Here is a 21,044-nt window from a genome sequence, read left to right as displayed (position 1 = left end):
TTATCCCTCCTTATCGCACCGGTTCACATTTCTTTTCAACCCTCTGCGCCTTTTTTTCTATATTCTCTTTTTCCTGTTTATAGCTTTTTAAATAATGGATCTCATCGAGAGCACGGTTGCATAAATCTTCAAGGGCTGTCAGGCGGTCCTTACAGTAATGCCCCCAATAGTAATTCTTTTCGCCCTTTGTACATTTCCATGTCACAAACTTGGCAGGAGCATTTTCGTTTTGACCAATGACAAACTCAGAATTCCCAACGGTCAGCCGATCAGTAATTACATAACCGGCATTGACTTCCTTATCTGCATTGGCAACGTGATTTTCCTTATTGTTATTCATCAAGCGTTTTTCATCATCCATCCTTATAATCACTCCAATCAAACCGGCAGCAGTAAAGGGACTCCAGTTTTCAAGTCCCTTTTACCGCCATACCGTTATTTCTTTCTTTGCCTGATATACAGGTATAATGCACCACCTGCAATCACCATGCAAAGCACGATGGCAAGTATCGTTTTAAGCTCCATCAAAGCACCTCCTTGTCCGGATAAATTTGTGCTTTCACATTATCTTCCGGTAATCAAAGCAATACCGGCATGAATAAAAAAACCGATACACAAGAATACTGCCAATGGAACACTTTTCTGCCGCTTTACATTTGAATAAAGCAAAGCTGGTATCAAGGCAAAAAATAGAATGGCAGCAAGTCCATATAAGCCAAAGCTAAAACCAATTGTAGCCGTAAGCTTGATATCACCACCGCCCACGCCACCATATTTCATGGCAAGAAATAACAGGCAGATGCCTGGCAGCAAAAACCCCGCAATTCGCTGCAGTAGTGTGGGCTGCGGCAAAATAAAAGCGGACATTATGCCGAGCAGGAGAATGGCTATCCATGTCCAGTCGGGAATAATCCGCTTCATATAATCCATTACTGCTGCCCACAATAGAGGAACAGCAAAAAGAAGTATTATTATATCAGTTTCCAGTAGTGACATCATCGGAATACATACTGTCCACTACGTGAATTTTTAGTTCCCCTCCGGTAATCCAACGGGACAGCGTACCTCCGGGAGTATGCACATCGGTAACAAGAAGCTGTACAATATAGTCCCTGTTATCCGGGAACCACAGCGGTATGTAATGTTTCCTGTAACGGAAGGGAGATGCGGGATTTTCCTTAAAGATAAATTGACCGTTTTCCTTTATTAAAGGGATAGCGGTTTCATAGCGATATTCCGGCAGATAGACTTCTGCAGTCTGTGGAGCAGTAATCAGCTCCGGCCTGTCATAATTTGTGTCAACATAGGCTGTAACACGGATTGAGTATCCATAGCCTGACTTGAGAAAACCTTTAGCTTTTGTATCATATTCCAGCACAGCGTTTACCTTCAACTCGGCATAGAATTGCCTCCATACAAACTTTCCACCCTCATACCGCTGCTCCCACCATGTCACCCTGGGCTGTTCACTTCTTTTCGGCGGGTTAGGCAATGACCGGCTTTCCTCCGGTTCTCCATAGGATATATTCTTTATCACAGCCTTTTGAGTATAAGTGTTGTTTTCAGCAGTGCTTTCATTTCTCAGCGACTGCTCAGGATTAATAATCGCAATCAAGGTAACATTTTTGTCAGCCTGCACATTAGGAGTGTCCCAGCGGATGGATACAACATTCCAGGTATCCCTTTCCATTACTATCGCATCAATTCGCTTTGACAAAGACAATTCAGGTATTTGAAACAGTACAGTAACATTTTGTCCCGGTGTAAAGTCCAGGCTGCCTTTGTTGGATACTTTAACAGTGGTTATGACAGACTGGTTTTCCTTATACTCATCGGGTGTAATTCTCTGTACATCCAAATCGTAAGGACGTTCCAGTACCATGATTTCCGCCGAAACCTGATTGTTGCCGGTATTGCTGTCCTTGTAGCCTGCAGGTGCGGACACATTAGCAGATAAACGAATACGCTCTCTTTTATCTCCAGCTGTTTTTGTGACTAAAAAGGATTTCTTTTCAAATGCTTTGAAATTAGATGTACCAGGCACATCAGGAATCTTCTTACCGTTAATGGTGACATTTAGCTCAACATCGTACAAATCCTTATCGGTAGAGTTGGCGAAATATACGGTAAAGCTGTATTCCTCATGCTCATATACAGTCGGGGGAGACGACAAATTTACCCATACATCGCATAGGTTTACTATGGTAGGTATCTCAGGGTCATTAGGGTTTTCCGGTTTATCAGGATCTTTTGGCTCATTAGGATTATTGGGGTCATCCGGATTATGAGGCTCATCTGGTTCGTCGGGTTTATCTGGATCATCCGGTTCGTCAGGATTGTCAGGGTCGTCCGGATCATCATCAGGTTGGTTAACAACTTTAATGCTTGAAACAGCAGTATTGTTGATAATATTTTCATCCCTAAAGCCTTCCGGTGCCTCCACATTAGCCCACAAGCCATAAACCTCACCTGCATTTCCAGCAGCACCTGTAACAGTAAAAGCTTTTGTCTCCCGCGGCTCAAAATTTGCTAATTCAGGGATTTGCATCAATGCAATCTCATTATTTTTTCCCTTTAAGTGTGCAGCTTTTAGTTCTACATCAGTGTTATTGGTAAAACTTACGGTATAGCTGTAATTCTCATGTTCATAAACCGTAGGCGGTGCAAAGATACACGCAGACAGATCGCAAATATCAGGTAAACCTGGTGGACCATCTGGTTCGTCCGGGTTATCCGGATTATCAGGATTATCCGGGTCGTCAAGATCATCTGGATCATCAGAATTATCAGGCGTTTCATCCGATTTGGGGTTAACTATCCGTATAACTGCTGTAACCGTGTTGTTGTTAATATTTCCGTCTATAAAGCCTTCAGGCACACCAATGTTTGCCCACAAGTGAATTTCATCGGCATCAGTATCAGCCGTACGTTTAACATCATAAGTTACGCTTGAATTTGGTGAAAAGTCCTTCATCTCAGGTATTCCTTCAATCAGAACTTCATCTATCGTGCCTTTCAAAGGTACATCATAAGCTGCACTCGTTCCGCTGTTCATGTAGATTATAGTAAATGAATAGCTGTCGCCACGTTTCACTGTAACTGGGGAACGAATAACAACCGATAGGTCGTTGCCGTCACATGCTTTGAACTTAAAATAGAAGTCTGCTGTTGGAATCCTGTAATGAATATTCTGCGTGATACTGGTCTGCGTTTTATTTTCTCCGTTAGAATATTCATCACTTTCTGGCGTATAATCCCATTCAAGCCCCATGTAATGAAAATTACGGGACAGCAGCACATCATCCTTGGTGAAAGTGACAGAAGTAGTCTGATAGGGGTAGAGCAGCTCCGGCACTCCCTTGTCCTGAGCGGTGAGCTTGCCGTAAACCTTCTGTTTGTTCACATCACACCAGGTAGCATCTATGTCAACTTTAACAGGAGATTGGTAGGATAGTGCTGTATTTCTCATGGTTTCAAAGGCTGTCAGACTTTTAGGTGTCCAGCCGTAACTGGTGGTCAGTGTTTCAAATTGCGTATTGGTATCATAGGTTCCATATATTTTGCCGGAACTAAAATTGTGAATCTCCACAACATTGCTGCCTTTTAGTGTATAAGTCCTCCCGTCACACTTACCGATCCACCCGGCAATCTGCTCCTTTTCATAGTCTGCAACGGTATTTGCATTCACAAGATCAATTCGCTGCGGCTCTGAAAAAGATTTTATAAGCGTCTCTCCATCATATATTTCTCTGACATTCATTCCGATGGTGCGATACCGGATGTCGTAGACAGCTTTCACTTGAAAAATAACATTAGCTGTGATGGTGAGGACTGCACCCTGATCTGTTTTTGCTGTTATTGTATACGGGCCGCATGACTCCTTATTCTCAACAGTCAAAATATATTTCGGTGTTATCTTTATGCTCTGTCCACCATATTCCAGTTGAATATCTGTAATTGTCCCGATTTTTGCCGTTACTTGAATTGAGATTTCCTCCGGAAAATGCTCTATGGCTACCATACCGCTTTCGCTTTGCAAGCTGTCTATTGGAGAGGTAATATTGATTTCAATGTCACTGTTTACAGAAGCAAATGCTTTGCTCGAAAGGAGCAGGCAAAATATAAAAACAAGCGATACGGTATTAAATAACTTTATTTTCATTAAAAACCTCCTTCCTCAATTCTTGTATTAACGCTGGATATTCTAAAGGGAAGCCGAACATCACCGGTCAGAAAACTGAAGATACTGCGGGTCTTCAGTGCCCCCTCCAGCGTCAGCCGGGGCGGAATGTCGGTAGCATTAATGTGCTTTATTTCAAGCTCGTAAACCCATTCTTCGCCGATATATTTGCTTAAATCCGCATCAAGTTTCATGCTTTCATGCAGGTACTCATATAATCTTTCTTCCGCAAGGGCGCTGTCCATCCTGGCATGTCCGTCCCTGCGGTATTCGTCCAGCATGGCATATTCCACTGAGGCGTTCACACCCCTTTGAAGAACATATTCCACCTGCTGGTACAGGCTTTCCATACGGAAATATTCAATCAGGATAGCTGAAAGCGTCAGGATGAAAAAGACAAGAATCACGATGAAAATAAAAACATCGCCTTTACGATTTTGCAAAATGTATTTATATTTGTTCACGTCCATCCTCCTTCCCGGCAATCTCAGTCGGAGAGCTTCCAATACTTTTCCGACATGCCGGTAATGCTTACCCTCATAGGAATCATAATCTTAACTGGAGGTGCAAAGGATGGTGTAAAAATGGTAAATGGATGGCTGTATGTCATCGTGATCGTGAAGGTATCCCTTAACTGTATTTTCTGATTGTCATGGTAGTCCACATCCTCGATGATCATCTCCGGTGAGAGGCCGGTCTGCTGCTTAAGCCGGTAGAAAACATCATAGGCTTTATCTGAAACCTGGCCCTCCAGTTCAACTACCCGTACAACGCGCCGGCATATATGGTTCAAGTTCAGGTAAGTAGTGAAGATACCCAAAAAGCTCAACACCGTAACCATGAGTGTAATCACAACCAGTGTTTTAATCATCAGGTCAAAATAGCTGCTGCCTTTTCTGTCGTGAAGGAGTCTTTGAAAAAGCAGAAGGGGAGAATTTCTCTCCCCCATGCTCTGGTGCCTGCTGTTCATATGCGTTGCACCTCCCGCATCTGCAGGTTTACCTTTAATTTTTTCATCAATTCAGTAAACCGGTGATTTTGCTGACGATGCTGTTCCAGATCTGTGTAATGGAACCTTGATACAGTGTCATGAACACCGCACCTACTACTACGACAATCAAAACGACAATAAGCCAACCGGTCATCTGGTCGCCGGACTTGTTTGCCAATATGTTTTTGCCCTTTAAAGTTGCTATTCTCATTTTGTTTTTTAAAGCTGTCATCATAATTAATACCTCCATAATTCTAAACTTAGTTTTTATTTAGGGGGGAGCAGAGCCCCCCGAGTGTCATGAGCCTTTTGAAGCAATTCCGTTTAGTTCAAAAGGCTGGTAATCTTGGCGACAATGCTGTACCAGATTGTAGATATTGAATCCTTATACAGTGTCAGGAAGACTGCACCAACCACCACAACGATCAGGACTACGATGAGCCAGCCGGTCATCTGGTCACCCGACTTGTTTGCCAGAACATTTCCGGCATTCGATATAGCATTTGCAATGCGTTTCCTCACAGGATTTGCCCTCCTTTCTTGCGTAATAGAGTTTGCAGTTGTAGTGTTTCTCACGGGTAATACCTCCTGAAATTGTATTTTGAAAAGGGTGATTCCCTTTTTCACATTAAAAAAGGCCCCCCATTGATCTAATCATGTGGGAGCCTATAACATAGAGCAGGCAGGCAAGCGTCACCGCCACAAGGGGTATGGATGCAATCTTGACCCTTCGCGGCAGCTTATTAAGTTTTTTCCTGAGTGCTTCTCTGGCTTTGATGTCCATATCTCTTGCAAGGTATGCCAGAGCTTCTCCCTGATGCTCGCCCCGGTACAGTCCTATAAGGGCATTCACTAAAAAAGATACTTCTGTCATTCCAATGCGTTCATTGAAATTCCGGAGAGCTGTTTCAATATCCTTCGCTTTCATCTCCATTACCAAAACCGAGACATCATAGTGGAATGCATCACTGGCTACCCTCAGGTAATCTTCGAATATCTGGATCAAATCTACCTGTACAACTGCTCTTTTACTATCATCCTTAATGTCATCTAGCTTATACAGGATGGAACGGATAAAACCCGGAAGCTCTATTTCGATCCGGTTTTTCTTTTCCTTCATCTTGTCTTTAAGGTCTGTCATGAAGTGGAAGTATACTACTACCGCGAAGATTAGAACTATAGGAGCAAGGTTGGCCGCTCCAATGGCAAAAAGGAGCCAGGCAAGGGGTAGTGTAAAAAGAGCACATAAAATAGCTCTTGCGTAATATTCTTTCGGAGTCAGTTCAAGCCCTCCACGCCTCAATGTAGATGCCATTCTTGCTTCCTTTACCGGGTCAATCGGGATGAACCTTGCAAATGGCTTTGCTAACGGCATAATTATTCGGTTTACTAGCTTCTGGCTTGATTTTTCCTTTTCAGCCTGCAAGATTTTGATGTTCTTTTTCATACTAAGCTTCGGGATTTTAAGAAGCTGCCTGCATATTAAAAAGCCTGCCGAAGTCAGCAGGACAAATATAATAAACTGATAAAACAAAGGAAAACCTCCTTATCTGTTTGACGGTTTAGTAGCCTTCATCACATAAAAGGCTGTAGCGAGAGCCGTTAAGAGCATTAGAATAATTAGGAATTTACCGATAGAAGTCCTTGTGAGTAGTGAAAACCATTCGGCATTGGAAAAGCGCATCATAGGGATTACGGAAAACATCAGCCCTGCTGTCATAAGATAATCACGCCATACTTTTACCATCATACTGTCGCTTTCAATCTGCATGGATTTTGCATCGTTCATGGCCTTAATGATAGGAAACAAAGCAAATTTCAGTCTTCGGTCATGATGGCAAAGGATGAGGGTTTTTACCCACTCATTAAAGTACCGGTTTTTAACTTTAGCTGCCAACCGATACAGTCCATGCTCCACATTGGGATTGATGAACCGGATTTCCGACACAAATTCATCAAAAGGCGTAGGAATTCTTAAATGTTCTGGAACATACCGATTCTTTTCCTCCACATAGGTTTCCACTGCCTTAATTATGTCATCATTTCCTGCATAGGCATTGGTAATGATGGACATGGTGTTTTCCAGCCCTTCGATTTCTTCCCTTGCTGCCGTAGAGCTTCTCACTGTCAGATAAAAATACGGGGCAGGGAACATACAGGCCGCCATAACCGCCGCCAGGCTGGTATTATCAAATAATAGGGTTCCTGCAACAAAGCCACCTGCTACTGATATAAGGATCATAATGACAAATTTTCTCGTAGTGCACCGAGTCTGACGAAACAGGGTTTCAAAACGTATTGAGATTCTCTCCGTTACTTTAGGCTTTGCCCCCACCAGATCCATACGACGTTTTTTCAGCGGATTCTGTTCTGTAATAAACGGGTTCAATTTAAGCAGGAGAAACAGGGCAAGGCAGATGAGTGTAAAAACAAGGACATAAGATAGATAAATCAGATTCATCATGCTCCCCCTTCCGTAAAGCGAAGAATCTCTTCTTGAGGGACACCGCCTATCAGCAGTTTTTCTGCAAGTGCCGGTGAAATGCAACCTAAACGCCTATGTGTGCCCACAGCCTTAATAATCTTGCCGTCTTTATCCCGTTCATAATGATCAATAACATATTTATATAAGGTACTTCCTGTTACCTCACCATTCTCTACCCCTGTAGCCTCAAAGATTTCCATGTATTTGCGGGATTTGTCCGGAAGCTGCATTTTGAAAAGCATAATGGGAAAAGCTTCAACAATGTTTTTCAGAAGTCTTTCTTCTGATAAGGATGTTCCTGCCTCAAGGCACATGGTAAGGATTCTGTCATATGCCGTCCGTGCACTGTTGGCATGGAGGGTACTGACAATGGTGTGCCCTGTCCGTCCGGCTTCCTGCACGGTCAATGCTTCTTTCCCACGCATCTCTGCAGGTACAAGGATTTCAGGATGCAGCCTTAGTGATAGTTTTAATAAATCCAGCATGGAAATAGGATTAGGTTCCTCCTTGGTTAAAAGATGTATGACATCATTTATCATTACACCGTTTTCATCAAACTTTGCCAGTGACAGTTCACGGGTGTCCTCTATTGTGACAATGCGTTTGTCCGGAGGTACGCAGCTTAGTATGTATCCCATATCAGCGGTTTTCCCGCTGCCGGTTGCTCCGGCTATTGCAACTGATACGCCGTTATTAACACATAGGGTCAGAAAGTCCAGTTCCTCTGCTGTGGCCGTATCCCACTCAATCAGATTTTCCCTTGTAATGAAAGAGGGCTTTTGTTTCCTGATGGAGGCAATGGCTCCCGCATCCGGGTCAACGCAGGGCGAAATAGCGCCCGACATTCGAACACCTCGTGCAATGAAACTGTCTCCAATAGGTTTTGAGCCATCGAGAATGACATTCCCAAATCGGCTCATCTTTCTTACAATATTGGAGCAGGCTTCGGGTGTTCCAAAGGTTTCATTGAGCCGCACCTTTCTATCTCTATACAGTACCCAAATGCCTCCATAACCGTTGACGTTTATTTCCTCCGTGTCGGTATCCTGAAGGTATGGAGATAACAGTCCCATGCCCGCCATGTCATAATATATCGCGTCCACCAATTCAGAAATGTTGCCTTTATCCTTTGCAACCAGCTGCTCACTGTTTAAATAGCGCATGATTAGGTCTTTAAGCTTTTCCTCGGCTTCCTCCGAGTACAACACCTGGGCAAGCTCCGCTGAATGATTCTTCGCTATTATGCGCTGCAGTTTATCAAGAATTTCGCTGTAATCCTGGGCTTGCATACTCTCACCACTGTCGGAACGCAGTTTGTTAGCCCGGTAAATCAGGTCATTTACTGAAAATCCATGGTTCACCTCTTTTCACCTCCGCAAATCGAGGATGCAATTCTCTCCAGTACCTTGCTATAACGTCTGCAAGACCGGTCATGGAAGGAATACAGCGGTGTCCCTGCGTTCTCAAGTTCTCCTGCCCGTTTTATATATGGCAGCTCATAGGCAAAAGGCACTTCCATCATACTTCGATAGGATTTATCATCAAATTCACCATTAGGGGACACAAGAATATGAGTCTGCTTGTCTGCAATATGCAGCTCCCGGGTAAAATCGAAAACACTCCTGTACCACATTTGAGCAGCTATTGAAGGCTTATGCAGGGTAAATATTCTTTCAGCCAGCCAGAGGCCTACTCCGGATATCGGGTTGGTCAACTCAGGGGCACCATCCACGATGAGAATATCAAATACCATCGTTGCGGCTTTCATCATGCGTTCAGTTTCCTGAAGGGTTACGGTATCGCAGAGAAGCCCGGTATAACAGGTAGGCACGGATAGAAAAAACAGGTTTTTACTCCCCTCGCAATGGCTAAACTTATCTCCAATGTTTGGGTTATCATCTTTCAATGCTTTATAAAGGCCTTTCTCAGGAGGAACATTCTGGCCGAAAAAGACTTGCAGATCTCCATATGTCAAATTTGAAGAAATGAGTCCTACCAGCATATCACGTTTAGAAAGTGCACAGGCCAGGTTTACAGCGAAAGTTGTTTTACCACAGTTATTACCTCCCCAAACAGTATAGGTTTTACCGCTCATGGCCTACACCTCGTTTCTCAAGGATCATGTGCAGTTTTCCTGTATATTCGGCTTCGATAAGTCTCTCTGCCTGCGCTTCTGTAACAATTAATGTTATAGCCTTTGGAACCGGATCTCCGGTAGATGACTGACTCTCAGATTGCTGCTTTCGTACCTCTGCAGTATCTTGTGTGCGGGCGTTTTCCACGCTGTACACCTCCAGTCCTTTCAGCTCGGGATAGAGGATAACCTGTGGGGAAGAATCCTCACCGTCGGAGGCCTGCTCCAAAAATACGGCTACCGTTACTATATCGCCGCTTTGCAGATGAGAGGAAAGTCCAGCTGCAATGCTTGGTACGCTTACAGTTACCAGCCTCTGATTATTTTTTACAATACGGTCAAATAGCTCATTTACCAGGAATACGCCGAGTTTTTGTGAAAAGAAATATTCTCCTTTTGTAATATCAGTTAGTGCAATCTTTCCTAAGATTAAGTCTTTATCGTTGATAATACCTTCCGGCAGACCATATTCTCCTACTTCTACAGTAGCCAGGTGTTTATCGGTAATCTCCGTTCCGGCCTTGATATCTCCTGCTGCCCGCAGTACCATGACCGTTGCGCTTTTATCTTCATAAAAACGCGGTAAAAACACAAAGGAAATTACCGCTGCAATGGTAATGCAGATGATGCTTAAAAATATACGGTTTTTCAGTATTTTCAAATTGCTCCGTTCCTCCTTTCATTAGTTTTTAAGGGTAATATATTATTTTACCTGCCGAAAAAGAGAGTAGGTTGCTGTTTCTGCTTCCTGTTTTTTCCCATCCGGCTTTTCATCATCGATATTTTTATTCATTTTTGCGTTGCTATGGATGCCCAAATCAGGGTACGGAATATCCTGGGCTTTTTCTTTTTCGTTTGTTTCATAAAGGCTCCTTCCTGTATGTATTTGATATATTACCTGCCGAAAGACATAGATATTTCTTTTTCGGCTGGTAATTAATGGGGGAGGGGTGTGGGGAGGGGGAAACCGCAAATCGAATGCCAAACCGGATTTTATCAAAAAGACACACTACCCCCCTGGTGTAAAATATTCGGTACTTAATCATCAAATATATCGCACTTATCCTTGCTGCACTTATTACAGGACTCATCAAAATGCTTACAGTTCCTGCAATCCCGTTCTTTCATCGTTTTGATGACTCTTCGGTTATATCCCGGTTTCTCCTGCATAATGAGCTCATACTCCCGTAACTGCCCTTCTGTAAAGTACATAGGAGTCCCTCCTTTCAAAAAGGGCATAAAAAAACGGCCTCCCTTTGTAAAATGGTTATCTTACACAATGGCCACATCCTGTTTTATCTTTCCTGTTCCCTTTGCCGTTTTTTGTACCAACTCTCAAGTAATTGGACGATCAAATCTTCCTTTTGCTTTTCGGTAAAGTTTTTAGGGAAAAATCGGTCTATACGCTCGCGATGAATGTGGAACTTTTCTTTTTGGTTAGGCTTTTCCTCAGTAAGGATGGAAAATATGACATCAATATTCAGTCTGCCGTCCTGGCTTAGTCTCTTCATTCTCTGCGCTTGTGAGAGTGATGGAGTACAGTCCTCTGATTGCATGGTCTTATATAGGTCTTGCTGTTCATTTTCGGTCAGGTAAGAAATTTCAACAGCAGGATTAAATGCTATTCGTTTATCGTCCACCATTTCAAGAATAGAGGGTATAAGCTCGGTTAAGCGGATGTAACGGTATATTTGATTTCTGCTTTCACCACTCTTATCAGCAAGTTCTTCGTATGAATTTAACTTTTTCCCAAGTTGGGAAAAGGTTAAATCTGTTCTTTGTCCCTGCCTATTCATGGCTTCCAGCTTCATCTTATATGCAAAAGCTTTTTCGCTCGGAAGAATGTTTTCCCTTTGCAGATTGCTGTCAACCATGATAATTGTCGCCTCATCATCATCCAGATTCCGGACAATACACGGCATGGTTTCACGGCCTGCAAGCTCACTTGCCTTTTTGCGCCGGTGTCCTGCTACCATTTCATAGCCGCCGTCTGCTTTTGGCCGCACAAGACCGGGAACCAAAACGCCATATTGCTTTATGCTATCAGCCATCTCCAGCATAGCTTCATCCGCCTTTACCTTAAAAGGATGATTAGGAAAATCACTGATTTCTGACAGAGGAATATCCAGTACCTTTTCACGTTGACTATCTACGCGGCTTTCCTCCGTGGAAAACAGGTCATCTACTGATGTCAGTTTTATGCTGTCTCTTGGGTTGCTCTTTGCCAATGTCCTGCACCTCCTTTGTAAAGGCCTGATAGGCTTTAGCAGCAATACCATGTGGATCATGCATATAAATGCTTTTCCCCTCGGCACTTGTTTCAGCAGCCCGGATTGATAAGGGAATTTCCGTTTGGAATACTCGTAGCTTGTCGCCGTAGTCCCGTCGTAAAATAAAGGAAATATCCTTTGCAAAGTTGGTACGATTATCTACCATTGTGAGCAGAACACCTTCGATGGTCAGTTTAGGATTGATTTGCCGCCTTACCCTGGCAATGGTCTGCAGTAACTGTGTCATTCCTTTGGCTGGAAGGTAATGAGCCTGTACCGGAATAATAACGCTGTCTGCTGCAGCAAGGGCATTGATAGTCAACATACCAAGGGAGGGCATACAGTCGATTAGTATGTAATCATACTTGTCTTTTACGGTGTTGATATAACTGCGCAGTACCGTTTCACGACTCATGGTATTAACCAGTGAAACCTCAATAGCAGACAGTTCTATATTGCCCGGCATAAGGTCTACACCTTCCGCATGATGAAGAATGCCTCCATCTGTCTTATACGGCTCCTCCATCATGATTTTGGTTAAGACGGTAGCTAGTGAAATGGGCAGATTGTCTGGCTCCTGATAGCCCAATGAATCTGTCAGGTTACCCTGTGCGTCAGCGTCTACCAGGAGCACCTTTTTACCCTGTGAAGCAAGACCGATACCGAGGTTAACTGTCGTGGTCGTTTTGCCGGTACCACCCTTCTGATTGGCAAGTGCGATTACTTTTGACACTTGAATTTTTCCTCCTTTCACGCAAAAAGCCGCTTGCTTTATTGTATTGAAGCAAACAGCTTTCTAATTATTATTTTAATATATGAAAAGAGAACATAAGGTAATGCTCATATTCCCTTACTCACTCTTTTTAATAATCCATTTAATTATCATAAGTATTGTAGTAGAAAATTCTTATAGTGAATGAATCACATTCATCCTCTGCTTAAAACCTTTTTAATCATCCTTTAATGATTTTATTTCTGAAATAATATTATTAATCGGGTTAGCCTTATCTGTTTTCTCTTTCAACAGCAAAAGATATTCCTCGATTATTTCCTTTGATTCCGGATCAACCATTGTTTGCAGAAGTTCATTCAAGTCGTTTATATATTTTTTTAGATCCTGGTATTTAAACCACTCTTCTATATGGCGATCGATATTCTGATGGAATTTAATTCTTCGTTGGTTTTTCGCTTCTATTCTTTGTTGTTCTCTTAGCTTCTCCGCTTCAATCTCACGCAGTCGCTGCTCTTCCTTTCTTCTTTTCTCAAGTTCCCGTTCTGAAATATATCTTGCAATTGTAGCTTCATTTGAAATTCTAAATAGGGATATGAAAATCTTACCCAATTGCTTTTCAAGCGGCTCATTTTCAGAATCTTGAAAATGCAGCCTTTTTGCTTCTCTTTCTCTAGTTCGATTATCGAGGATTTCAGTAAAATCAATTTCCAACAACCCACTGTATAGTTTTTCATACATTGGTTTGAACTCTGTATGTAAAGTATTTTCCTTTGAACTCAGCAACTTAGTTCTTCGTTTTATCATGATTTCATTTATACTGAAAGAAAATCCATGATTGAAAAGCATAAATGTAGCATTGTCCTTATCACCACGGTTAACAAACACTTTTCCGTCCAATTCATTTACTAAATTGATTAATGTGTCCGTTATCCTAAGCGCTCGATTGATTTGCTTCTCTGAGACTGATATCGGCAGAACAGCTATATTATCACGATATGACACTTTATGCTGAATAGTCCAAAATAAATCAGTGTATTTAAATATATCATGAAATTTATGTTCTTCATCTCTGGCTTTTCTATATTCAATTTCTTTTTGATATTCAATTATTAATTTGTTATAGTTATCGTTCTTCTTAGGAACTTGAATTTTTTCACACCATTGAATGAACTTATCTTTTGATTCTGGAGTCAGAAGCTCCATTCCATCCATACTCTCAAGTTCGCTGTTTGTTTTTTCAGAAATATCTTCAATTTCGATAACATGCTTTTTTTCCTCCGCATTAATAGTTTGCTTTATTATTTTCATAGGAGGCAACTTAGGCTTCGGAACCGATTCTTTGCCTGCATGGAGCTTTGCCCAATGCCCTACAGGCGGCAGGGGGATTTCCAACTTAATGCATCTTTTACGCAACCCATTATCAGATAAGCCATATCGCTTTGCAACAGTTGTCATTGGCTCATTCCATACTTCGTTAAACAGTTTTTCCCTTTCTTTAAGAAATTCATCTTCATTATACATGTTTTTGCTCCTCCGCACAGAATGAAAATCCTCCCCTGAGAAGGACATCAACAAGTTCTTCAATATCTTCACTTCCAACTATATGTTCAGGAACAAAGTAACGGGGCAAATTATCATTGAATAGCGCTGAGATACCTCCAAGAAAATCCGAATATTTACGGTAGCCGTGTGTATTCAAATAAACATCATCTTCTTTTCTTATTTCGCTAAAAATACTATAGATATCCTGAATATTAGATAAGTGAATTCCTACTATGCTATTTCTAATTTCACTGAGTTTGTCCAATTTCTCTTCAAGATCATGGCCATAGCATTTCTTTTTAAAAAGCGAAGAAATATCAATAGCAAGTTTTAGATGATATTTCATCTCTCTTACGGTATTTCGAATATTTATGATGTCTTCAACTGATTGCATTAGGTATTTGGGTTTTGAATAGTACCTCTCTGGTCCGTTAACCATAGTAATTTTCAGATTGGCATATTTCTTCATCGCTTTTTCCAGTATGTTATACTTCTGAAAAAACTCTTTTTCGTTATAAGTATTAGATCGTAATGGCGGGAAAATTTCTATAACCTCCGGGGGGCCGTATTTTGAAAAAGCATCATGCAAATTATCGATAACACTTTTTAATTCTTTCTCATCTTTCCATATTCCATCGTTATCCTTATTATAGGATAACCTGAGAATGTATGATGTTCCTGGGTCACTACTGATAAACCCATTATATGTTTCAATAAATAATTTACTGCATTGGACATCCGGTGGATATGAAATATCTTTTACTTTTACCGGAATCAAAGCATTAATGTTTTTTACCAGTTTGACTCTCTGAGTGGAAATACACAGATTCACGTACTCAGACCAGTAATCTGAATCTTCAACATGATCAAATATCCAATCATACATCATGAGCATTTCCAGCTCACCCTTTTTCCCTTCTATAAACGGACGACTGCAGTTGTCCTGGTATACTTCATCAATAGAAAAAGGATTATTGTTATATCTATGGTTATATCGATTAATATGGTAATGCGTTTCAGTTTCCCTTGAATACTTTCTTTCTATATACCGTTCATTGTATTGCCATATATAGCTTTCTGTAAATTGGATTATATTAACCTTATATTCCTTGTATGTATTTTTTATCCAGGCTATCAATGAATCATCGAGATATCTATAACTTGAAAAAGTAGGTTTTTCGGTTTCATTATCTTTAATCTCTTGCGCTAATACTACTAAGTCCTCTTTATAATTATCAACGCCGGTCCCCTTTACTTTTGAGCTATTACAAAATGCATCAACTGCATTTTCGTAGTCTTCTTTACAATAAAATAAATGATAATACTTCAAATCCGTAATATAGCTTTTTAATGTACGATCTATACGGCTTTTGTATTCCTTATAATAACGGAGTATAAAATCCTTGCTTTTGGGGTAGGTAGTTCCAATTTCTTGATCTATTTTTAATAGAGTTTGTTCAACTTTGATTTTTTCATAGTCATAGGTTTCAGGATTAAGGTAGTTATTAAAATAATCCATAACATACTTTATTACCATCGTCATGTTCTCCGCATGATTTTGGAAATTAAATTCATCCAGCTTGTCCTTTCTCTTCATCTGTGTAATATACTGTTCAATAGTAAGCATACCTTACCCTCCTTGCCTGACAGTAAAAGCAATACAGCTCATTTAACTTCGTGGACTTCATAGTTTATCAATTCTTGTTCATCATTTCGAACTCTTTAGTTATACTTAGCAACTTTTTTTATAAATATTTTCAATAGCTGCTAATGTACTTAGCCACTTTTCAAAGTTATCGCATTTGCCCTCAAGCCGTACTTTGAATATTTATACCTAACGTATCGTGAAAACGCATCTTCATGTGTAGATAGTATGATTTGTCTATCTCCGAATTCATTTCTCATTAACTCCACAAAAGATGCGATATTTAACTCATCCATCGTTTGTACAGGGTCATCAATAAAAATGCATTTAAATGTATCGTTTGAGTAAATCTTGTTTAATGCTAATGTAAAAGAAATAATTACTGCTGATAGTTGACCGGAACTTAGTGTATAAATAATATCATGATCTGATCTGGTAGGGGATGTAGGTACAAACCTGATACTATTTAAGCCAGATTCGTTCTCAGTTTCTATTTTATCATCATCAGATTCTTTTATTAGAACTCCAAGTCCTCCTTGATAACTTTGCATAATTCTTCCGCTATATATATAAAATGGAATTTCTATATTTTTTATAACCTGATTTTGATATTTTTCAATATTAGCTTTAAGTACTTCCTTATATCGAACCGTCTGTGGTATGACCTCTTCGCTTAATATCTTTTTTCTTTCCAGGTTGTCAGAAAGTTCTTTTCTTAGTTGTTCGATCTTCTCGAAGGTAGTATTGTAATAATTGTACTCGATATATGTTATCTTATTCTGTATTTTCTCAACTGTAGTAACACTTACATTACCTATATTTTCTTCAAAATATCGAGTAAAAATTTTAGAAAAATCAGTCGTACTACGAGCAGTGAGATATTCGGTTGTAAGTGGCTTTATCGATGCTGAAAGTTCATTTACTAACTCTTGCACAAGATTATTCTCTAAATTAAAGCTATTACTATCTATCACATACTTTTCTATATTTATACTATACTTTGTACACCCTTCAATAAAAGCTTTAAATGATTCTTCCACTTTATTTTTATGATCAAAAATATACTCAAATTGTTCGTTATCCAAAGTTTTATATTTCTCAAAATATTCGTTAATTTTAGGAAAGAACATAGAACTATAAATAACTTTTAATTCTTCAATTTTGTTCTCTTTAAGCAGTGTATTTTCATCAGAGAAGTTTTTAAATGATTCCGATGTTTTAGCAATTTGTTTAGCTAATTCTTCACTATTGCCCCAATCATATCCACAAAAAGCACAATGTCCATCATCTGATTTTGTTCCGATGAACGATAATGCCTTTGTTTTAAGGATTTCCCTCGCTTGATTCAATTCACTTGCTGCTTTTGCTAAGCTATTTGAACTTTTTTCATAGTTGATTATTTGAGAAATAATTTCATTTATTAATGGTATGTTAGCATCTATTTTTAATATTTCAGCAATTTTGGGAAAGTTAATGTTCACATACTTACCATCTGAAAATAATTGCACTTGTTGCTTCAAAAATTTAAGTGAAGCAAAAGCAGACTTAACATCTTCAAGAGTATCTTTAAATGGATAAAGAAGCAAAAAATGATTCAAAAAACTCTGTTTATCTATCCATTCACTGCACCAATTATTCTTTTGCTCGATTAAAAATTCATTATAGTTTTCAATAAATAGCTGTATTCCTCTAATAACATTTATGATTTCATCCTTTTTTTTGGTATCACTAATTATAACAACTTGCTCATCCCAAAATTCAGTTTCTTTTTTCCAAGAAAGCAGCTTTTCATATTTTACATCTTTATTCCCTTTGCTCTTTTGTAAAGTATCTTCTAATTTCTTGATTTCATCTTCTTTATTATTTATCATAACTTCTAAGTCCTTTAGCAATTTATTCAATTGCCTTATTGCCTTAGTAGCGTTATCAAAATCAGTTTTTTCTGTTTGCATATTAAAAAGACGGTTAATCTCGGCCATTCTATCTTTTTCAGTTTTTTTAAGGAAATCAAGCCTATCTTCTTGTTTTATATAATAAAATAAGTCAAAAAAGGAAATTACATTATTTCCAAACCTACTTATAACCTCGGCATGGCTACATTTATATGCATCACTATAATCATTAGTCTCATAAGAAGGTAAGATGTAGGTGGTCGCCAATTCTGCTAATTTTGTCGGATTATTTTTCTTTCCCTTTTTGATTTTACTTGTTGCAGGTATTACTTTTGCTATAACTAAAGGAGTATTGCTATCTGATAAAAATTCAGCTTTGATTACCACATCTTTCCTGGGGTTACCCGCAATAAAAACAGTCTCATAAGCCTCTGTTTTCAATATACTCGAATTTTCAGAAACCCTTTTGATATTATCTGTTAATAAGAATTCTATAGCGTCAAAAACACTTGTTTTCCCGTAACCATTTGGCCCATCAAAAACTGTTAAAGAACAATCAGTAAAAACTAATTCCTTTTGGTTAAACAATTTATAGTTATCTAGATATATTCTTGAAATTTTATAATTACTCATTATAACTTCTCCTTCATCCAATAATCAATTATTTGTGAAACACTATAATTATCCGGTGTTTCTTTATTTTTTTCACTAGACAAGAATGCTACCAAATTTTGTGCTTTCTGTAGATTCTCAGAAATAATATTATCCTGTATCATATTCGCTAAAGGTTTAATTGATTGATTGCCTGGAATTTTTACTGGCATAATGGGAACTTTCATAACAATTTTTGATAGCAACGCATAATCTTCATTATTTTCTGCATTAATTTTATAACTTCTAAATCTTTCTGGATTTATAACAATACTTTCAATATATTTCGTTAGGCTTGAAGACTCGTTACATGTTTTTAGAATTTCTCCAAATACCTTTTGCGCAACTTTTTCATCATATGTTAAAACATATTTTTTAAAGAAATATGGATTTTCCTCAGTCTGTAACTCCTTTTTTTCCAGCTCTTCAAATGATTTTAATTTATTATCTTTTGCTACACAAAGTACTAGTGAAGTATTTTTATCCACTTCCGCTGTGTAAAATGAAGAGTTCTTTAAGGATTTACTAATATCTGAAAACATTTTATTTTCATCTATAGCAATAAATTCCTTTTGATCTATAGCAGCAACTACGAAAAATTCAATTCTAATATCATTTTTTCGGTAAGTAAAAACAACATTTTTTAAATATTCAATTGAGAGTGCCTCATATCCATCAAAACCATTTTCCTTCAGTATATTTAAAATCACACGGTCAATCATTATTTAACCTCCTAATGACATCTCCTACGGGTTTAATTGAAACTCTCTTACAGTGACATATATGGTCGTAAAAATCTAACTCAGGGTCAGTGAAATCCTCAATCATGCTTATTTTTTTTGCACATTCCCAAATAGATTCCTCATCAAAGTCTTTACTTACTAACTCATCTATATCCATCAGAGCACCATCTATATCTTTATTTTGGATAATATTAAGGCATACATACGAAGAATCATCGTCTGTACCTTTATCTGCTAATGCAGTCAATAGCAAGGTCTTTTTATCCTTTGACGTGTATCGAATCATTTCTTTTTTAACTTCATGTTCCTTTTTAATATCTCTTAATGCCTTGAAAAAACAAGCATTTACTCCAGTTGGTTCAAATATTCTTTGAAAAACTTCAATAGCATGGATCTCACCTTTCACATCTGCACATAATACCCTACAAAACCTTTCAAAGGTTTCAAAATCCATATTTTTAACATCTTCGATTGCTGTTATGAGGTTACAGCTTAGACAAACCTTATTATCCACAGTTTTTTTTGTGCATCTTTTACAGTAATCGTTATAGAGATCAAAAAACTTATTCTTCAAATGAAACAAATAATACTCTTTTGAGCGATCACTTAAGCTTTGGCTTTCCAATATATTCTCAAATACTTGAAAAGATATTGTAATCTTATTATTTTGTGAATACGTTTTGTGACGCTCAACAACATTTTTATCGATTTCTGCCATTAAATAATGATATATAGTTTCTTTATATTTTGTATCAGATTTTCTCCAATCTCCTACTTTTTGTAGCTCAAGATGTTTATTTATTTTCTCAAGAATTTTATCTTTAATCGCCTCTAAATCACAGTAGTTAGAATCTCCATAACTAAATAGATGAATCTTGGATAGACGTTCATCTGTCAGTTTTGCCACAAATTCAGCACTATCTTGCTTTGCAAATGCTATTGCCTTTTCTATTGCGGCTTTTATAGTTTCAACAGTAATCTTTCCTGCTATATTGGACTGTATTCTCTTAATTATATCCGGAACAGGGCCAGATTTAGGTTTCAATATTCTTTTATATGTATTGATGAACTCTGTAGTATCAGTTAACAACCTTTCCATTTTTGATATAAGGTCTGTTTCCTCACGATGCCTTTGAGCTAGTGTTTTTATACTACTTTTCCAATCAACCGCAGCTATATTAATAGGTTTCCAAGTATGTAAATATGCTTCATCAATAGTATTATATTCGATAACTTTTGCAGCTAATCCAAAAATAGCTTCGCCATAGTCCTTAATATCAGTTTTATCAAGTGCCTTAACTTGATGAATCGATTTGTAGACATTCTCATCACCACACTTTTGTATTACTGCAAAGTCCTCAATCCATTCTAACTCAAGACTAAAATCAGATATCTCAGCGCTTCTTCCATCTTCGTAAAGTTTGCATAACTTATCTAGTACCACGTATAGAGCCACTTTCCCTTGATAATTGTATCCGCTCCAACTTGGAGTAGCATCAAATTCAAGATTATATTCTGACATATTTACATTTCCCCCAAATAAATTTAAAGTTGCTTCTTTCGTAAACTCATTCCAACTTAGTAGCTTTATAACATACTCATATTCCGGTTATTTTAAATGCTAATATTATAGACATCATCAATTATATCATAAATTTCTCCAGATTTTTTGATTTTTTTACAGTCATTGTTCGACAGAATAGTATACCGATTGATAAATAGAAGTCCTTAGGGAAAATACTATCCTTTAATTGCCATATTTAAAGATCCTTTATTTT

General features: G+C 38.6%; 21 protein-coding genes. All 21 read right to left on the bottom strand.

Annotation, left to right across the window (positions count from 1 at the left end):
* Positions 1–10 precede the first annotated feature (10 nt).
* The gene (locus tag EFD62_RS00540) at positions 11–361 is read right to left on the bottom strand and encodes a hypothetical protein (RefSeq protein WP_235832519.1); all 351 of its coding nucleotides are present in this window, start codon (positions 359–361) and stop codon (positions 11–13) included.
* 203 nt (positions 362–564) lie between these two features.
* Complete coding sequence (locus EFD62_RS00535; RefSeq protein ID WP_235832518.1) at positions 565–999, bottom strand: prepilin peptidase; 435 nt, start codon at positions 997–999, stop codon at positions 565–567.
* Complete coding sequence (locus tag EFD62_RS17420; RefSeq protein ID WP_155522875.1) at positions 977–4,162, bottom strand: hypothetical protein; 3,186 nt, start codon at positions 4,160–4,162, stop codon at positions 977–979. The genes EFD62_RS00535 and EFD62_RS17420 overlap by 23 nt, the downstream gene beginning before the upstream one ends.
* The gene (locus tag EFD62_RS00530) at positions 4,162–4,650 is read right to left on the bottom strand and encodes a hypothetical protein (RefSeq protein ID WP_069194757.1); all 489 of its coding nucleotides are present in this window, start codon (positions 4,648–4,650) and stop codon (positions 4,162–4,164) included. The genes EFD62_RS17420 and EFD62_RS00530 overlap by 1 nt, the downstream gene beginning before the upstream one ends.
* A gap of 17 nt (positions 4,651–4,667) precedes the next feature.
* Positions 4,668–5,150, bottom strand: coding sequence for a DUF4320 family protein (locus EFD62_RS00525; RefSeq protein ID WP_128705562.1), 483 nt, complete (start codon positions 5,148–5,150; stop codon positions 4,668–4,670).
* Positions 5,151–5,196: 46 nt separating this feature from the next.
* The gene (locus tag EFD62_RS00520; protein ID WP_069194759.1) at positions 5,197–5,406 is read right to left on the bottom strand and encodes a hypothetical protein; all 210 of its coding nucleotides are present in this window, start codon (positions 5,404–5,406) and stop codon (positions 5,197–5,199) included.
* Positions 5,407–5,495: 89 nt separating this feature from the next.
* Positions 5,496–5,798 carry a hypothetical protein gene (locus EFD62_RS00515; protein ID WP_235832517.1) on the bottom strand — a complete coding sequence of 101 codons (303 nt, stop codon included), beginning with the start codon at positions 5,796–5,798 and terminating at the stop codon, positions 5,496–5,498.
* 1 nt (position 5,799) lies between these two features.
* Positions 5,800–6,705, bottom strand: a complete 906-nt coding sequence (locus EFD62_RS17940) for a hypothetical protein (protein WP_235832516.1) — start codon at positions 6,703–6,705, stop codon at positions 5,800–5,802.
* Between the two features lie 12 nt (positions 6,706–6,717).
* Positions 6,718–7,635, bottom strand: a complete 918-nt coding sequence (locus tag EFD62_RS00505; RefSeq protein WP_235832515.1) for a hypothetical protein — start codon at positions 7,633–7,635, stop codon at positions 6,718–6,720.
* Positions 7,632–9,017 (bottom strand): ATPase, T2SS/T4P/T4SS family, encoded by a 1,386-nt coding sequence (locus EFD62_RS00500; RefSeq protein ID WP_128705561.1) that lies wholly within the window; start codon positions 9,015–9,017, stop codon positions 7,632–7,634. The genes EFD62_RS00505 and EFD62_RS00500 overlap by 4 nt, the downstream gene beginning before the upstream one ends.
* Positions 9,014–9,751: an AAA family ATPase gene (locus EFD62_RS00495; RefSeq protein WP_128705560.1), complete on the bottom strand. Its 738-nt coding sequence runs from the start codon at positions 9,749–9,751 to the stop codon at positions 9,014–9,016. Before EFD62_RS00495 ends, EFD62_RS00500 begins: the two co-directional genes overlap by 4 nt.
* The gene (cpaB, locus tag EFD62_RS00490; protein ID WP_235832514.1) at positions 9,741–10,382 is read right to left on the bottom strand and encodes a Flp pilus assembly protein CpaB; all 642 of its coding nucleotides are present in this window, start codon (positions 10,380–10,382) and stop codon (positions 9,741–9,743) included. The genes EFD62_RS00495 and cpaB overlap by 11 nt, the downstream gene beginning before the upstream one ends.
* Before the next feature lie 111 nt (positions 10,383–10,493).
* Complete coding sequence (locus EFD62_RS00485) at positions 10,494–10,790, bottom strand: hypothetical protein (RefSeq protein ID WP_128705558.1); 297 nt, start codon at positions 10,788–10,790, stop codon at positions 10,494–10,496.
* A 38-nt stretch (positions 10,791–10,828) separates the two neighbouring features.
* A complete protein-coding gene (locus tag EFD62_RS17720; RefSeq protein WP_170176832.1) occupies positions 10,829–11,002 on the bottom strand; it encodes a hypothetical protein in 174 nt (57 codons plus the stop codon).
* Positions 11,003–11,085: 83 nt separating this feature from the next.
* Positions 11,086–12,018, bottom strand: coding sequence for a ParB/RepB/Spo0J family partition protein (locus EFD62_RS00480; protein ID WP_407921078.1), 933 nt, complete (start codon positions 12,016–12,018; stop codon positions 11,086–11,088).
* Entirely contained in the window at positions 11,969–12,793 is an 825-nt protein-coding gene (locus tag EFD62_RS00475) for a ParA family protein (RefSeq protein ID WP_128705557.1), read from the bottom strand. The genes EFD62_RS00480 and EFD62_RS00475 overlap by 50 nt, the downstream gene beginning before the upstream one ends.
* Before the next feature lie 216 nt (positions 12,794–13,009).
* Complete coding sequence (locus EFD62_RS00470) at positions 13,010–14,314, bottom strand: hypothetical protein (RefSeq protein ID WP_128705556.1); 1,305 nt, start codon at positions 14,312–14,314, stop codon at positions 13,010–13,012.
* The gene (locus EFD62_RS00465) at positions 14,307–15,962 is read right to left on the bottom strand and encodes a hypothetical protein (protein WP_128705555.1); all 1,656 of its coding nucleotides are present in this window, start codon (positions 15,960–15,962) and stop codon (positions 14,307–14,309) included. The genes EFD62_RS00470 and EFD62_RS00465 overlap by 8 nt, the downstream gene beginning before the upstream one ends.
* A 149-nt stretch (positions 15,963–16,111) precedes the next feature.
* Complete coding sequence (locus EFD62_RS00460; protein WP_128705554.1) at positions 16,112–18,505, bottom strand: AAA family ATPase; 2,394 nt, start codon at positions 18,503–18,505, stop codon at positions 16,112–16,114.
* On the bottom strand, positions 18,505–19,245 hold the full coding sequence (locus EFD62_RS00455; protein WP_128705553.1) for an ABC-three component system middle component 1: 741 nt from the start codon (positions 19,243–19,245) through the stop codon (positions 18,505–18,507). The genes EFD62_RS00460 and EFD62_RS00455 overlap by 1 nt, the downstream gene beginning before the upstream one ends.
* Complete coding sequence (locus tag EFD62_RS00450; protein WP_128705552.1) at positions 19,238–20,788, bottom strand: ABC-three component system protein; 1,551 nt, start codon at positions 20,786–20,788, stop codon at positions 19,238–19,240. Before EFD62_RS00450 ends, EFD62_RS00455 begins: the two co-directional genes overlap by 8 nt.
* Positions 20,789–21,044: the final 256 nt, after the last annotated feature.

The sequence above is a fragment of the Acetivibrio mesophilus genome (assembly GCF_004102745.1).
GTDB classification, from domain to species: Bacteria; Bacillota; Clostridia; order Acetivibrionales; family Acetivibrionaceae; genus Hungateiclostridium; species Hungateiclostridium mesophilum.
The sequence above is the reverse complement of the archived record's forward strand: the minus strand, read 5'-3'. Positions and strand labels throughout refer to the sequence as shown.